The organism is Lapidilactobacillus bayanensis (assembly GCF_003946695.1).
In the GTDB taxonomy this organism is placed as follows: Bacteria; Bacillota; Bacilli; order Lactobacillales; family Lactobacillaceae; genus Lapidilactobacillus; species Lapidilactobacillus bayanensis.
This window is the reverse complement of sequence record NZ_RHOX01000014.1, coordinates 1-15,638: the sequence shown is the minus strand read 5'-3', so window position 1 is coordinate 15,638 and position 15,638 is coordinate 1. Positions and strand designations below refer to the sequence as shown.

The 15,638-nt window shown below is 41.5% G+C and carries 10 protein-coding genes; all 10 read left to right on the top strand.

Annotated elements, in window-relative coordinates; genetic code table 11:
* Positions 1–6: 6 nt before the first annotated feature.
* Entirely contained in the window at positions 7–2,529 is a 2,523-nt protein-coding gene (gene pglZ / locus EKM65_RS06640; RefSeq protein WP_125606897.1) for a BREX-1 system phosphatase PglZ type A, read from the top strand.
* 380 nt (positions 2,530–2,909) lie between these two features.
* The gene (locus EKM65_RS06635) at positions 2,910–4,631 is read left to right on the top strand and encodes a phospho-sugar mutase (protein ID WP_125606895.1); all 1,722 of its coding nucleotides are present in this window, start codon (positions 2,910–2,912) and stop codon (positions 4,629–4,631) included.
* Positions 4,632–4,770: 139 nt separating this feature from the next.
* Complete coding sequence (locus tag EKM65_RS06630) at positions 4,771–4,971, top strand: hypothetical protein (protein WP_125606893.1); 201 nt, start codon at positions 4,771–4,773, stop codon at positions 4,969–4,971.
* A 326-nt stretch (positions 4,972–5,297) separates the two neighbouring features.
* Positions 5,298–5,933, top strand: coding sequence for a YfbR-like 5'-deoxynucleotidase (locus EKM65_RS06625; protein WP_125606891.1), 636 nt, complete (start codon positions 5,298–5,300; stop codon positions 5,931–5,933).
* A 593-nt stretch (positions 5,934–6,526) separates the two neighbouring features.
* On the top strand, positions 6,527–8,527 hold the full coding sequence (uvrB, locus tag EKM65_RS06620; protein ID WP_125606889.1) for an excinuclease ABC subunit UvrB: 2,001 nt from the start codon (positions 6,527–6,529) through the stop codon (positions 8,525–8,527).
* A gap of 1 nt (position 8,528) precedes the next feature.
* The gene (uvrA, locus tag EKM65_RS06615; protein ID WP_125606887.1) at positions 8,529–11,429 is read left to right on the top strand and encodes an excinuclease ABC subunit UvrA; all 2,901 of its coding nucleotides are present in this window, start codon (positions 8,529–8,531) and stop codon (positions 11,427–11,429) included.
* Positions 11,430–11,674: 245 nt separating this feature from the next.
* Positions 11,675–11,815 (top strand): hypothetical protein, encoded by a 141-nt coding sequence (locus tag EKM65_RS11250; protein ID WP_164506853.1) that lies wholly within the window; start codon positions 11,675–11,677, stop codon positions 11,813–11,815.
* A gap of 564 nt (positions 11,816–12,379) precedes the next feature.
* The gene (gene rapZ, locus EKM65_RS06610; protein ID WP_125606961.1) at positions 12,380–13,270 is read left to right on the top strand and encodes an RNase adapter RapZ; all 891 of its coding nucleotides are present in this window, start codon (positions 12,380–12,382) and stop codon (positions 13,268–13,270) included.
* Complete coding sequence (locus EKM65_RS06605) at positions 13,267–14,286, top strand: gluconeogenesis factor YvcK family protein (RefSeq protein ID WP_125606884.1); 1,020 nt, start codon at positions 13,267–13,269, stop codon at positions 14,284–14,286. Before rapZ ends, EKM65_RS06605 begins: the two co-directional genes overlap by 4 nt.
* Positions 14,287–14,298: 12 nt before the next feature.
* On the top strand, positions 14,299–15,243 hold the full coding sequence (gene whiA / locus EKM65_RS06600; RefSeq protein ID WP_125606882.1) for a DNA-binding protein WhiA: 945 nt from the start codon (positions 14,299–14,301) through the stop codon (positions 15,241–15,243).
* The last annotated feature ends 395 nt before the right edge of the window (positions 15,244–15,638 follow it).

Sequence of the window (15,638 nt, the reverse complement as noted above, 5' to 3'; positions counted from 1 at the left end):
GAGAAAATGGCAGCCGACACGCAAACGTTATTACAGCAACGATTTGATGCACCATTACCGGATTATCAGCAGCGACGGATTATTTTTTGGTATGATGAAAATCAGGATTATGCCCAAGAATTGGCGACTTATCAACTAAATAATGTGGTGACTTTAACGGTGACGCCAAATAATTATTTTGCGGTTAAATACCGACTTGAAGTGCAGCAACCGGAACAAAACTTTCTACTTTATTTGCCAATAAGTCGTCCGGAAGCGCAAAGCGATCCGTTACATGATATTTATTTATACGCACAGCCAGAGTTTCACGTGGATCGTTTAAGTCAAGTGCTGGATGAGTTACACATCGAGGATCAGGATGCTTATCGCGGCACGCTTTTAATTTATAAAAGCTTTTTTGAGAATAAGCAGCGGCAAAAAAGCTTGGTGGTACTTTTACAGAATGAAACTGCGATAACCCCTGAGAGGCTGACGCTGGGCATTTTTCTAGTATTAGTCGGGGGCAAACGATTCAGTTTCGCCAATGGGTTAATTTATTTGTTGGCCGAATGGGCGCAAGCAAAGGATACTGCCTGGCAAAAATTGCAACGTTTTGGCAGTGAGAAATGGTTCTGGCAGCAGGTCCAGCAGAATTTCAATTATCGGGCCGAGCAACCGAGTTTGGCCGATTTAGCTTGTGCATTATTTGCGACCAAAACAGCGGCAGAATTTAATGATAAGGTACCCAAGAATTGGCAGAATATGCTGTTGCAGCCGGCCAACAATGCGGTTGTTTTTATTGATCAATGGCAAAACGCGCGTGATCTAACAGCAGAGTACGAAGTGGTCGCAAATCGGGTCAGTGATCTGTTAAGGATTACTGCCTTTACCCGGGGGAAGTCGGTTGACTTTCTGGCCCAAGGCAACACTTTTGCGGCCTACGATGTTGCGCTGATTACATTAGTGGCGCAGCAGTTGACCACGGGTAGCGTCTTATATGATGATTACGAATTACAATTAATTAAGCGACGAACGGTATTTTGGAATGGTCATTTTCAAGCTGGCTACCGGGCACTAATTCAGGCAATTCGCTTGTTACGTAGTTTAGCCAACTTAACGATCGACGCCGCGACAGTACAGGCATTATGGCAACAGTATCTGGAACAATTGATGCAGCTTGATCAGGTTTACCGCAAGTTTTATCGAGCCTTCGATCAAATCAGTGAACCAAGCGATGAGCTGTGGGTGCTGCAGCAAAAAGTGGAACATTTTTATACCGATGGCTACTTACGGCCATTGGCGCAGCGCTGGGATAGTTTAATTGGCGAGCAATTACCACTGACACAGGCATTACCGACAGCGGCATTTTATAGTAAAAAAGTGACGCATTTGGTCAACGACAAGCGACGTGTTTTTGTGATCGTCGTCGATGCCTTGCGCTATGAAATCGCCAGTCAGCTACAGGATGAACTTAACCGTAATCAGCATTTTGATACGCAATTAGAGGCGCTAGAAGGCACTGTGCCCTCTTATACTGATTTAGGGATGGCGGTATTGTTGCCGCATAAACAAGTGGCGCTGAACGCCAAAGGTAGTATTGAGGTTGACGGTCAATTAAGTGCCGGTGTTGAAAATTGGCAACGTATTTTAGCAAAAGCCCTGCCCGATTTAAAGGTGACCGCCCAAACCGCTAAATCAATTTTGGCGACTAATCGCGATCAATTACGCCAGTTGTACAAAGGCACTAACGTTAATTATATTTATTTGGATACGATTGACGCCCGTGGTGACAATGCCAAATCAGAAGATGAAGTATTTGCCGCGGTTGATTTAGTGCTGCAGCAGCTGCAAGGACTAGTCGGTACTTTGGCCCGCTATGTTAGTGCGACGAACTTTTTCATCACCGCTGATCATGGTTTCTTATATACGCGCCAGGCACTGACTAAATTGGATACAATTGAACAACCTGCAGGTAGCGTGCATAAGCGGCGTTTTGTGGTGAATACCGACACGCATGTAGCCAACAATACCCATACATTTACGTTACCAGAATTGGCACCGGGCAATCTGGCTGTTCATGTGCCAGCAGAATTGTTACGTTACGCGGTCCAAGGCGGCGGCAGCAAATACGTTCATGGTGGTACAACGCTGCAGGAAATCATGGTGCCGCTGTTAACGATTAAAACTGAACGTAACGCACGCTCACCGCAGCAAGTTGAAGTTGTTTTGCTAACCGAGCTGACGACAGTTGGTAGCTATAACTTAACCTTATCGTTTATTCAAATTCAGCCGGTTTCTAATTTGCGCCGCAGCAAGCGGATTTTAGTTTATTTGGAAGACACAACGGGTAAAGTTATTTCCAACCAAATAACGCTGATTGCGGATTATCATAATGATTCAGTACAACAGCGCATCCTAACGGGAAAATTAGTCATTGCTAACGATATTTCACCGCGCTATCAACAAGGAACTTTAGTGATTGTTAATGCTGCTGATCCGGAAGACGTACAACGGCAAACTGTAAATTTAGATTTACCGGAAATTAAGTAGAAATTTTATCTCTGTAAGGGTTGCCAGTAGATGCCATATTTGCTAGAATATAGTTATTCAAGAACGGTCGCTCCGTTCACGAATACAGTTTTTTAGCTGAAAACTGAAGGAATCAATAGTAATTGGATCCTAGTTTACTAGGATGCCAGTTAAGCTCTAACCCCAGCGGGATTTATCCTGCTGGGGTTATCTTTATATGCGGCAATATTCTTGTTGTAAGTACCCCTTACTTCACGCCACTAAACCACTTTTTAGAAATAATAATTAATGAGTTGGTGCTGCTCAAGAGAAGATTGTTTCATTGGACTGACTTAAAAACCACTTTTCATCTGGACTGAATCAGTTATAATGAGATTAGTCATGAAAGGTGGTTTTTTATTATGAGTTGGCAGGAAAACTATCAGCTTTGGCAAAATGCTGAGTTGACAAGTGACTTAAAGAACGAATTGGCTGCAATGGCTAATGATGAAGATAAATTGATTGAAGCATTTACGCAACCTATGGAATTTGGTACCGCTGGGATGCGTGGAGTGATGGAACCCGGCATTAACGCTATGAATATTTACACGGTTCGTCAGGCGACAGAAGGTTTGGCGCAGTTCATGGACCAATTACCAGCTGCTCAAAAGGACGCAGGCGTCGCCATTAGTTATGATTCGCGTTATCATTCTCAAGAGTTTGCATTTAACGCTGCCGGTGTTTTGGGCGCACATGGAATCAAGAGTTATGTTTTTGATAGCTTACGGCCAACACCGGAGTTATCATTCACAGTTCGTCATTTGCAAACATATGCTGGTATCATGATTACTGCCAGCCATAATCCTAAACAATATAATGGCTACAAGATTTACGGCCCCGATGGTGGTCAAATGCCACCAGAAGAAGTGAATCAAATCGTCGCTTATATTGAAAAGGTAGCGGATTTGTTTAATGTTAAAACTTTGACGCAGCCAGAATTGCGAGCTGACAATTTAATGCAGCTTGTTGGTGAAGATATTGACGAAGCTTACTTAGCTAAATTAGCGACCGTTACGATTCGTCCCGACTTAATTAAGAAAGTTGCTAGCGAGTTATCGGTTGTTTATTCACCGTTACATGGTACAGGGAAAGTTTTATATGACCGTGTCTTTAGAACGGCTGGTTTAACTAACGTTGCTGTTGTACCTGAACAAGCAGTCTTAGATCCAGAATTTGCTACAACGCCATTCCCTAATCCGGAATTTCCCCAAACATTCGAATTAGCGGAAAAGTTAGGCGCTAAAAACGGCGCTGACTTGTTGATCGCCACTGATCCTGACGCTGATCGTTTAGGTGCTGCCGTTCGTCAACCAAGTGGTGAATATCAATTGCTAACCGGCAACCAAATTGCTGCTTTAATGGTTAATTATATTTTAGCCGCTAAACAAGCGATCGGTGAATTGCCAGCGGATGGCTGTATCGTTAAGTCAATTGTTTCTAGCGAGTTTGCTGCTAAAGTCGCTGCAAGTTATGGTGTCGAAACGCATGACGTTTTAACCGGTTTTAAATATATTGGCGAACAAATTGAACAGATGGAAACAACTGGCAAAGGTCATTTCTTATTCGGCTTTGAAGAAAGTTACGGCTATTTAGTTAAATCGTTCGTGCGTGATAAAGATGCAATGCAAGCTTCTGTTATGTTAGCGGAAGTGGCGGCCTTCTATCGTGAACAAGGTAAGACCATGTATGATGGCTTGCAAGAATTATTTGTTAAATTCGGTTACTTCCAAGAAAAGACCGTTTCATTTGACTTCCCTGGTGTTTCTGGTCACGAAAAGATGGCCAATGTCATGCAAGAGTTTCGTGCTAATCCAGTTACAGGAGTCACTGGTGTTGCAGTTGTTGCTACTGAAGATTATCAGAATCAGACCAAGACTTTAGCCAACGGTACTGTTGAAAAACTTGATCTACCAACGGCCAATGTTTTGAAATATTATTTGGCAGATGAGACCTGGATTGCTGTTCGGCCTTCTGGAACGGAACCAAAGATCAAACTTTACTTCGGTGTTGAGAGTGATGGTCTTGAAGCAAGTAAAGCTAAAATTGAGAAATATCAAGCAGCCTTAGCACCACGCTTGAAATAATCTTAATAAAAACTGTTATTTCGTGGTTTTCTGTGCTGGAATAAAGTTGGCGTTGCTGATTAAGACAGCGGTAACTGAAACTGTTTTATTGAAGTTCTCCGCGCTTGCACAAAGGTTGCATACGGAACGAGTGGGTATCGTGGCGGCAAATAAATACTTTGCGCTGGAACGTAGTGGGCGTCGATTCGAGCCGATTAAAGTGCGAATCGTCTCAAATACGAGCCTTAATGTAAGCAATAAATTGCTAACATTAATGTCACTACTGAGCGGTATTTATTTGCCGCCACTAGACAAGCAAGAGGGCAACCTTTGCGCAAGCGCTGAATTGACGAGTGGTTGAATACGTCCCAATTTTTAGAAGTACAAATTTGCAGTTAAGTCGGCACTAACGCACTTTCGTCAGTGCCGGAGGGAAATCGCGGTCAGCTGTGAAATTCTCGTTGGCGATTTGTCGCTTACGAGAAGGCCGAGCTTTAAGACAAATTTATTTGGCTTAAAGTCGAGCCCACAGCGTTTCCACCAGCGTATTTCCCGTAGGCACGAAGAACCACAATCACAACAATTTAGTTTTACCCATTAAAAATAAATAAGTAATTTTTGTACATCCTCCTGTTAAAGTGATAAGATAGTAAAAATTTATCTTAAAATGACAGGGGGATTTTTTGTATGGGAATGCATGAATATATCGAAGGTTTGTCCAACTTGGAAACGTTGAATCGCGCACCGGGTTTTTTTAAGTATCAAGAGCACACGGTGGCGGCACACTCGTTCAAAGTCGCTGAAATTGCCCAATTATTGGGTGATATTGAGGAACAAAATGATCAGACGGTCAATTGGCAGCGCCTGTACGAAAAAGCGCTCAATCACGATTATACGGAACGATTTATCGGTGATATTAAAACACCAGTTAAATACGCGACACATGAATTGCGCCGACAATTAGCGGAAGTTGAGTCGCGAATGACTCAAAATTTTATTGAGAACGAAATTCCCGAGTTTTTACAAGAACGTTATATGCGGCGATTGTCCGAAGGCAAGGATGATACTTTGGAAGGTAAAATCTTGTCCGTTGCGGATAAAGTCGACTTACTTTATGAATCATTTGGTGAAATTCAAAAAGGCAATCCGCAATCTGTTTATTTGGATATTTTCCGAGAGAGTTTAAACACGATTATTCAATTTAAAGAATTAGCTTCTGTTCAGTATTTTCTCAATGAGATCTTGCCTGATTTGTTGAATGAGCAATTTACTGATCGTGCCCGTTTAGTGGCAATTTCCAACGAGTTATTGAAGAATAAATAAGTAACAATTACTTTTAAAATTAGAAGTCAAAATATAGCGAAACTATGTTCGGTATGGTAGAATAATAGGTGTATTTTTTGAGTGATAAATGTCATTAATTAGTTGTGATCAGAACAAGCCCTTCTTGGCCATTGCGGCTCAAAAGGGCTTTTGTGTTCATCAATCATAGAGTGCGGAAAAGCGCGGGTAGTTAGTGAGGATTAAGTTCAAACCAGTTAAAATCTTTGTTTTTTAAGATTTAAACCGGTTTAACTTAACCGGAACTAACTGCGCTTTGCAGCACGTTTCAAAATCAGAGTGCAGAGAACAACGGGTTGGCAACATGACTTTAAACGGGAAGATCATTGCGTGCTAACGCAAGGAGATTCACTCTTAAAGTCACTGTTGCCAGTTGTTCGTAGCACATTTTAAAATCAGAGTGCGCAAAGCAACGAATTGATTGCGTAGCTCTAACTAGGAAGCGCAGCTGAGTGCCAGCTCAGATGGGATTACTAGTTGGACATAGTAATCAGTTGATTTAAGCACGTTTCAAAATGTAAAATTATGAGAACCGGAAATTTTGTTCTAGTTCTATGTTTTAGGGGGGCAGCCATTTGTTCAATCGCGAAACCGATCATAAATTCGAATTAGTTTCTAAATATCAACCGGCTGGTGATCAGGGTCAGGCTATCGACCGGATTATCAAAGATTTTAGATCCGGTCATAAGTATCAAATTCTTGAGGGTGCCACTGGTACTGGTAAAACATTTACCATGGCAAATGTTATCGCCAACTTAAATAAGCCAACTTTAATTATTTCTCATAACAAAACGTTGGCGGGACAGTTATACGGTGAATTTAAACAATTCTTCCCACATAATCGTGTTGAATATTTCGTCAGTTATTACGATTATTATCAACCGGAAGCTTACGTTCCTTCAAGCGACACATATATCGAAAAGGATTCATCAATTAACGATGAAATCGATAAGTTGCGACACTCAGCAACTAGTTCATTGTTGGAACGTAATGACGTGATTGTGATTGCCTCTGTTTCTTGTATCTTTGGTTTAGGTGATCCGCGCGAATATGAAGAGAGTGTTCTGTCATTGCGTGAAGGCATGACCTTGGAACGTAATGATTTATTAAGAGAATTAGTTAATATTCAGTTTGACCGCAATGATATTGATTTTCAACGTGGTCGTTTTCGTGTGCGCGGCGATGTCGTGGAGATTTTCCCAGCTTCTCGGGACGATCACGCCTTGCGAGTAGAATTCTTTGGTGATGAAATCGACCGAATTGTTGAAGTTGACGCTTTAACTGGTGAAGTAATTGGTGAACGAGAACAAGTTTCAATTTTCCCGGCGACCCACTTTATGACCAACGACGAACAGATGGGGGCTGCCATTAAACGAATTCAAGCCGAACTAGATGGTCGGTTAAAAGAGTTGAAGTCAGAGAACAAACTCCTTGAAGCGCAACGACTTGAACAGCGGACAACTTATGATATTGAAATGATGCAAGAAATGGGTTACACCTCAGGAATTGAAAACTACTCACGCCAAATGGAAGGACGTGCTGAAGGCGAGCCACCATTTACGTTGCTAGATTTCTTCCCGAAAGATTTTAATATTATGATTGACGAATCCCATGTGACCATGCCGCAAGTTCGCGGAATGTATAATGGTGACCGAGCGCGGAAGCAAATGTTAGTTGATTATGGTTTCCGGTTACCAAGTGCTTTGGATAATCGGCCGCTAAAGTTGGAAGAGTTTGAACAACATGTCAACCAAATCTTATATGTTTCTGCGACACCAGGTCCCTATGAATTAGCACAAACGGACGAAAAAATTGAACAAATTATTCGACCAACTGGCTTGTTAGATCCTCAAGTTGAAGTGCGACCGATTATGGGACAGATTGATGATTTAGTTGGCGAAATAAATAAACGGTCCGAACAGAATGAACGCGTTTTTGTCACGACCTTGACGAAGAAAATGGCGGAGGATTTAACAGATTACTTGAAGGATCTGGGAATCAAGGTTAAATATTTACACAGTGATATTAAAACCCTGGAGCGAACGGAAATTTTACGTGATTTACGGTTAGGCAAGTTCGATGTCTTGATTGGCATTAACTTGTTACGTGAAGGGATTGATGTACCCGAAGTTTCCTTAGTGGCAATTCTAGATGCAGATAAGGAAGGCTTCTTGCGCTCCGAACGACCTTTGATTCAGACGATTGGTCGAGCTGCGCGTAATTCTCATGGTAAAGTTATTATGTATGCCGATAAAATCACCGATTCAATGCGGGTTGCCATTGATGAAACACAACGGCGTCGCGACGTCCAAGAGAAGTTTAATGAAGTGCATCATATTACGCCGACTACGATTATTAAACCAATTCGGGCGTCTATTCAAGCCACTAAGTCAGTAACCGAATCTGATCAGGTTGCCGAAGAGTCGGTTGATTTTGATGAAATGAGTAAGGATGAGAAGAAAGCATTAATCAAGAGCTTGACGCAACAAATGCAAGAGGCAGCTAAAAAACTGGACTTTGAAACAGCGGCCAACTTGCGTGATGCATTATTGGAATTAAAGACTGAGGTGGGATAGTTTGCCAAACGATAAAATTGTGATTCATGGTGCCCGAGCGCACAACTTAAAAAATATTGATGTGACCATTCCTCGGGATAAATTGGTGGTCATGACTGGCTTATCCGGTTCGGGTAAAAGTTCGCTTGCTTTTGATACATTGTATGCTGAAGGACAACGACGTTATGTCGAAAGCCTATCAGCTTATGCACGCCAATTTTTGGGTCAAATGGATAAACCGGATGTGGATTCTATTGATGGATTAAGTCCAGCTATTTCGATTGATCAAAAAACCACCTCAAAAAATCCCCGTTCAACTGTCGGAACGGTTACGGAAATTAACGACTATTTACGTTTACTGTGGGCACGGGTTGGCACGCCAATTTGCCCTAATGATGGCACGGTTATCTCAAGCCAGTCAGTTGATCAAATGGTCGATAAAGTGTTGAGCTTGCCAGAACGCACTAAGATTCAAATCTTCGCACCAATTGTTCGTGGTAAAAAAGGTCAGCATAAGAAAGCATTCGAAAAAATTCAACGCGAAGGTTATGTCCGGATGCGTATTGATGGTGAAATGCATGAAATCACTGATGAACTTGAATTAGATAAGAATAAGAAACATGATATTGATATTGTCGTTGATCGATTAGTTATTAAAGATGGTATTCGCTCGCGCTTGTTTGATTCTTTAGAAGCGGCGTTACGGTTGTCTGATGGCTATGCAAATGTTGATGTCATAGATGGGGAAATGTTAGTTTTTTCAGAACATTATGCCTGCCCATTATGTGGCTTCACTGTTGGCGAAATGGAACCACGGTTATTCTCGTTTAATGCACCATTTGGCGCTTGTCCTGATTGTGATGGGTTAGGTGTTAAATTGGAAGTTGATCTCGACTTGGTTGTTCCTGACCCAACATTAACTTTGAACGAGGGTGCTTTGGCGCCGTGGAATCCGATTAGTTCACAGTATTATCCTGAATTATTAGCGCAAGCTGCCCATGCTTTTAAGATTAACATGGATAAACCGTTTAATAAATTAACGGAACGCCAACGTCATATTGTTTTATACGGGAATGGTGACAAGAAGTTCCATTTCCATTATGAGAATGATTTTGGTGGCGTGCGGGATGTTGATGTTGAATTCGAAGGCGTTATTAATAATGTGAAACGCCGTTATAAAGAAACGAATAGTGACTTCACACGTCAAGTTATGCGGCAATACATGACCGAATTAACTTGTGAAACTTGCCATGGCGCGCGCTTAAACCCACAAGCGTTAGCTGTTAAAATTAGTGGACAAGATATTGCCAAAGTTTCTGATTATGCAGTTAAAGACGCACTGCCATTTTTTCAAAAAGTGACGCTGTCTGAGCAAAATGCGACGATTGCCAAGCCAATTTTAAAAGAGGTCAAAGATCGGTTAACCTTCTTAATGAATGTCGGTTTGGATTATTTGACATTATCGCGCGCTGCCGCTACTTTATCCGGTGGTGAAGCGCAACGCATTCGCTTAGCAACACAGATTGGCTCGAACTTGTCAGGTGTTATGTACATTCTAGATGAGCCTTCAATCGGCTTGCATCAACGCGATAATGATCGTTTAATCGGATCGCTGAAGAAAATGCGCGATCTAGGTAATACCTTAATTGTTGTTGAACATGATGAAGATACCATGCGCGCGGCTGATTATTTGATCGATATTGGTCCCGGCGCCGGTGATAATGGTGGTCGGGTAATGGCTGCTGGTACGCCTGACGAAGTTGCAGCAACACCACAGTCATTAACCGGCCAATATTTATCTGGTAAGAAGTTTATTCCTGTGCCATTAAGACGTCGTAAGGGTAACGGTAAGGCTGTCAAAATTATTGGTGCTGCTGACCATAATTTAAAAGGAATTGATGTTAGTTTTCCATTAGGTAAATTTGACGTGGTGACCGGTGTTTCTGGTTCTGGTAAATCGACGCTAGTAAATTCAATCTTGAAACGTGCCTTAGCACAAAAGATTAATCGTAATTCAGAGAAACCAGGTAAGTATCAAAAAATTGTCGGTTGGCAAAATATTGATCGGTTAATTGATATTGATCAAAGTCCGATCGGTCGTACGCCACGTAGTAATCCGGCCACTTATACAGGAGTATTTGATGATGTGCGGGGCTTGTTTGCTCAAACAAATGAGGCTAAGTTACGTAGCTATACAAAAGGACGCTTTAGTTTTAACGTTAAGGGTGGTCGTTGTGAAGCTTGTAAAGGCGATGGCATTATTAAGATTGAAATGAATTTCTTGCCTGACGTCTACGTGCCTTGCGAAGTTTGCCATGGAACCCGTTATAATTCTGAGACGTTAGAAGTCACTTATAAAAACAAAAATATTTCTGACGTGTTGCACATGACTGTTGCTGAAGCTTTGGATTTCTTTGCAGCGATCCCTAAGATTCGGCGCAAGTTACAAACCATCGTTGATGTCGGCCTTGGCTATGTTCAATTAGGTCAACCTGCGACGACTTTATCCGGCGGTGAAGCGCAACGAATGAAATTAGCTTCTGAATTGCATAAACAATCTGTGGGACATAATCTTTATATTTTGGATGAACCTACAACTGGCTTACATTCTGACGACATTAAACGTTTGTTGCAAGTTTTAAATCGTTTAGTTGATGATGGCAATACCGTTCTGATCATTGAACATAATCTTGATGTGATCAAAACGGCTGATTATTTGATTGACCTTGGTCCAGAAGGCGGTGAAGGTGGTGGCTATATCGTAGCGACCGGAACGCCAGAAGAATTGGCCGAGGTTAAGGAAAGCTATACTGGCCAGTATCTTAAACCGATTTTGCAGCGAGATCGTAAACGTACACTGGCGGAAAAAGAAGCCGAAATGAATGCAGTTGACGATAAATTCGTTTCAGAAGAAAATAAATAAGTTACATTGAGGATATGATTCGAAAGGATCATATCTTTTTTTGGTTAAAATAATTCTACTGGTTAGTGTTTTGAAAATAAAAGTATGATTTGTTGCTATTAAGTTAACGTGCTAAAAGACTAGAACTGTTATGTTGCACTTCTTCGCGCTTGCGCAAAGGTTAGAAATGGAAAATAGTGGGTGCCGTAGCGGCGAAATAATACTTTACGCTGGAACGTAGTGGGCGTCGATTTGAGCCGATTAAAATGCCAATCGTCTCAAATACGAGCCTTAATGTAAGCAATAAATTGCCAACATTAATGTCACTACTGAGCGGTATTATTTCGCCGCCACTAATTCGACAAGATAGTAACCTTTGCACCAGCGCTGATTTGACGAGTGGTTGAATTACCTTCTAAATTTTAGAAGTACAAACTTGCTGCTAAATCACACCACTACATCTCTTTCGTTAGTGCCGGAGGGAAATCGCGGTCAGCCGCGGAATTGTTGTTAGTGGTTTACCACTTACAACAAAGCTTGCGTTTGAGACGAATTGTTTTTGATTCGGCTCAAACCAATGCTCGCAGCGTTCCACCAGCGCATTTCCCGCAGGCACGGAGAACCACGGCATAACAGTTCTAGGACTTATCGCTTATAACAAGGTTTGGATTTTGATTTGGCTCAAATCAAGCTCGCAGCGTTCCACCAGCGTATTTCCCGTAGGCACGAAGAACCGCAATCACAACAGTTCTAGGATTTAGCATTTTTAATTTTTAAGTCAATCTGCTTTTCATTCGCCTTAAACTAACACTTACAACATCTCACAGCACATTTCCAGCAAGTACGAAGAAAACCGCAACATAGTAATTTTAGTTTGCCGCATAACCACTCTTAGTTGCTTTCCACGGGTGACTAAGCTACAATGAAAAATGGAACGCCCGGATTGTTATGACTTATTAAGGAAGTGCATGATGACAGCAGAAACTTTGAATTTAGTTATTATTACAGGGATGAGTGGTGCCGGTAAAACAGTTGCGATGCAATCCTTTGAGGATCTCGGTTATTTTTGTGTGGACAACATGCCGCCCAATTTATTACCGAAGTTTTGGGAACTGGTTAAAGAATCTGGCAAAGTGACTAAGATTGCTTTGGTCATTGACTTGCGGTCGCGCGCTTTCTATGACGAAATTATTAGCATGTTATCTGGCATCGAGAATACAAACTTTGTAACGACTAAAATTCTGTTCTTAGATGCATCAGATGAAGAATTGGTGAGCCGTTATAAGGAAACACGACGCTCACATCCGTTGGCAATGGAAGGTCGCTTAATGGATGGTATTACTAAAGAACGTACTTTAATGCGCGAAATGCGCAATCGCGCGCAATTAATCATTGATACAACGAGTTTATCACCACGACAATTACGTGAAGAAATTTTTAAGAACTTTAAAATTCAAGATATACCTACTTTTCATGTCGAAGTGATGTCGTTTGGGTTTAAGTATGGGTTGCCAATTGATGCAGATATCGTCATGGACGTTCGCTTTTTACCGAACCCTTACTATGTGCCGGAATTTAAGCAAAAGACTGGTTTGGATCAGGCTGTTGCTGAGTATGTCTTCAACCAACCGACCAGTGAAACTTTCTATCAGGAATTACTAACAATGCTTAAAACATCGATGCCTGGCTACGTAAAAGAAGGCAAAACAAGTTTGACGATTGCCATTGGCTGTACTGGTGGCCAACATCGTTCAGTCGCTTTCGCTCAAAGAATTGGCGAAGATTTGGCCAAATTGGCTTATCCAGTTGACATTACGCATCGCGATTTAAGTAAACGCAAAGAGACGGTAAATCGCTCATGACAGCTAATAATAGAATTGTGCGCGTCATTAAAGGTCGTCGGCCCAAAGTGGTTGTGATTGGTGGTGGCACTGGCCTACCTGTTATTCTTGGTAGCTTACGTGCACAGAATGCGGATGTAACCGCAATTGTCACGGTTGCGGATGATGGTGGTTCATCAGGTATTATTCGTAATTATATTAACGTTGTCCCACCTGGTGATATTCGCAATGTGATCGTATCGTTATCAGATGCAGATCCAGAACTTTTAGATGTTTTGCAATATCGTTTTGATAGTAACGACTCGTTTTTTGCTGGTCATGCGATTGGTAACTTGATTATTGCTGCCTTAACAGAAATGCAGGGTAATATTTTTGATGCGGTTCAAACATTGTCGCAAATGATGGCTGTTGATGGTCACGTTTATCCTGCCTCAAACGAGCCGTTAACGTTGAACGCCGAATTTGAAGATGGCACTATTGTCGCTGGAGAAACGGAAATTTCCGGTCAGCGTAAACAAATTAAGCAAGTTTGGGTTACCGATACAGATACACCTGATGAAGAACCAACTGCTGTCGAACCAGTTTTAAAAGCCATCGCAGCAGCAGATGTGATTGTGCTGGGGCCAGGTAGTTTGTTCACAAGTATTTTACCGAACTTAATGATTAAAAACCTTGGGGAAGCGGTTCGCAAGAGCAGCGCGGAACTCATTTATATTTGTAATATTATGACTCAAAAGGGTGAGACGGAACATTTTACAGATGCCGAACACGTTCGCGTTATTAATGAACACTTGGGTGGTCAATATGTGGATACTGTTTTAGTTAATATTGGCAAAGTTCCAGATGATGCTCTGGATTATCAAAAATATAATGAATACTTGACTCAAGTTAAGCATGATTTTGTTGGCTTACAAGCACAATGTCGTTGTGTGATTTCTGATAATTTCTTATCACTCCATGATCATGGGGTCTTCCATGATGGCGATAAAGTGGCAAGTGAAATCTTGAATCGGGCCTTTCAACATACTAGAAAATAAGGATTTGAGTAAATGACGTCATACGCAAGTGATGTAAAAAAAGAACTCACGCAACTTGAAGTTCATCCAGCTCATGCTCGCGCAGAATTAGCGGCGTTATTACGCATGAATGGGACGTTATCTCTAACGAATCATCAATTTATTTTAAATGTGCAGACAGAAAACCCGGCGACCGCACGGCGTATTTATTCGTTGTTGAAGCAGGTTTATCAGATTGAAGCTGAATTATCTGTACAACGTAAAATGAAATTAAAAAAGAATAATCAGTATATTGTTCGGGTCATTCGGCAGACGATGATGGTGTTGCAGGACTTAGATATTATGAATACCGAAGAATATACGATCAAGCCGAATATTCCCGAGTGGATTATGACCGACAAAGAATTAAGTCGCTCTTATTTGCGCGGTGCTTTTTTGGCCGGTGGTAGTGTGAATAATCCTGAAACCAGTCGGTATCATTTAGAGATTTATTCTTTATACGAAACTCATAATGCTGATATATTGAAATTGATGAACAGTTTTAATTTGCATGCAAAAACTTCAGAGCGGCGCAGTGGCTATATCAGTTATCTTAAGGAAGCCGAACGGATCGCCGACTTTTTACAGGTTATTGGCGCAACGAATGCCATGCTGAAATTTGAAGATATCCGAATTGTTCGAGATATGCGCAATTCGGTTAATCGTTTAGTCAATTGCGAAACCGCTAATATGAATAAAACTATTGATGCGGCGGCCAAACAGATTGAGAATATCAAGTATTTAGAAGCAGCAGTTGGTTTTGAAACACTGCCTGATAAACTGCGTGAAATTGCCGAATTGCGTTTGACTTATCCTGATAAAACGTTGAGTGAATTGGGTCAATTAGTACCAAGTGGCCCAATTTCTAAGTCAGGGATCAATCACCGACTTCGTAAATTAAATGAACTAGCAGAAAAAAGGCAACAAGCTTCTGCTTAAGACGAAAAGGATCTTAATCTATTTTTTGGATTTAGATCCTTTTGAAGTTATCGGCCGGATGTTAAAAAACTGTTGTGTTGCGGTTCTTCTGTATCTATGGGAAATATGTTGATGGAACTGCGAGTATTGGGTTGAACCGTATGAAAAATAATTCAACTCTAATATAAACTTTATTCTGAATGCTAATTCTAGAACTGTTATGTTGCTATTCTTCGTACCTGCGGGAATTCGCTGGTGGAACGCTGTGGGCTCGACTTTAAGCCAATCTACGATTGTCTTAAAGCTCGGCCTTGTCGTAAGCGATAAATCGCAAACGACAATTTCAGTGCGCCCGGCATGGGCATCAACTAGACGGTGAAAGTCCGTTGCGGGCCGTAGTAGTCGGAACCGTTAGT

What these genes read in the sequence shown, in the direction of transcription:
- EKM65_RS06635 (WP_125606895.1), top strand. Translation starts at nt 2,910, where the DNA reads ATGAGTTGGCAGGAAAACTATCAGCTTTGGCAAAATGCTGAGTTGACA.
- pglZ (WP_125606897.1), top strand. Translation starts at nt 7, where the DNA reads ATGGCAGCCGACACGCAAACGTTATTACAGCAACGATTTGATGCACCA.
- EKM65_RS06605 (WP_125606884.1), top strand. Translation starts at nt 13,267, where the DNA reads ATGACAGCTAATAATAGAATTGTGCGCGTCATTAAAGGTCGTCGGCCC.
- rapZ (WP_125606961.1), top strand. Translation starts at nt 12,380, where the DNA reads ATGACAGCAGAAACTTTGAATTTAGTTATTATTACAGGGATGAGTGGT.
- EKM65_RS11250 (WP_164506853.1), top strand. Translation starts at nt 11,675, where the DNA reads ATGCCAATCGTCTCAAATACGAGCCTTAATGTAAGCAATAAATTGCCA.
- whiA (WP_125606882.1), top strand. Translation starts at nt 14,299, where the DNA reads ATGACGTCATACGCAAGTGATGTAAAAAAAGAACTCACGCAACTTGAA.
- EKM65_RS06625 (WP_125606891.1), top strand. Translation starts at nt 5,298, where the DNA reads ATGGGAATGCATGAATATATCGAAGGTTTGTCCAACTTGGAAACGTTG.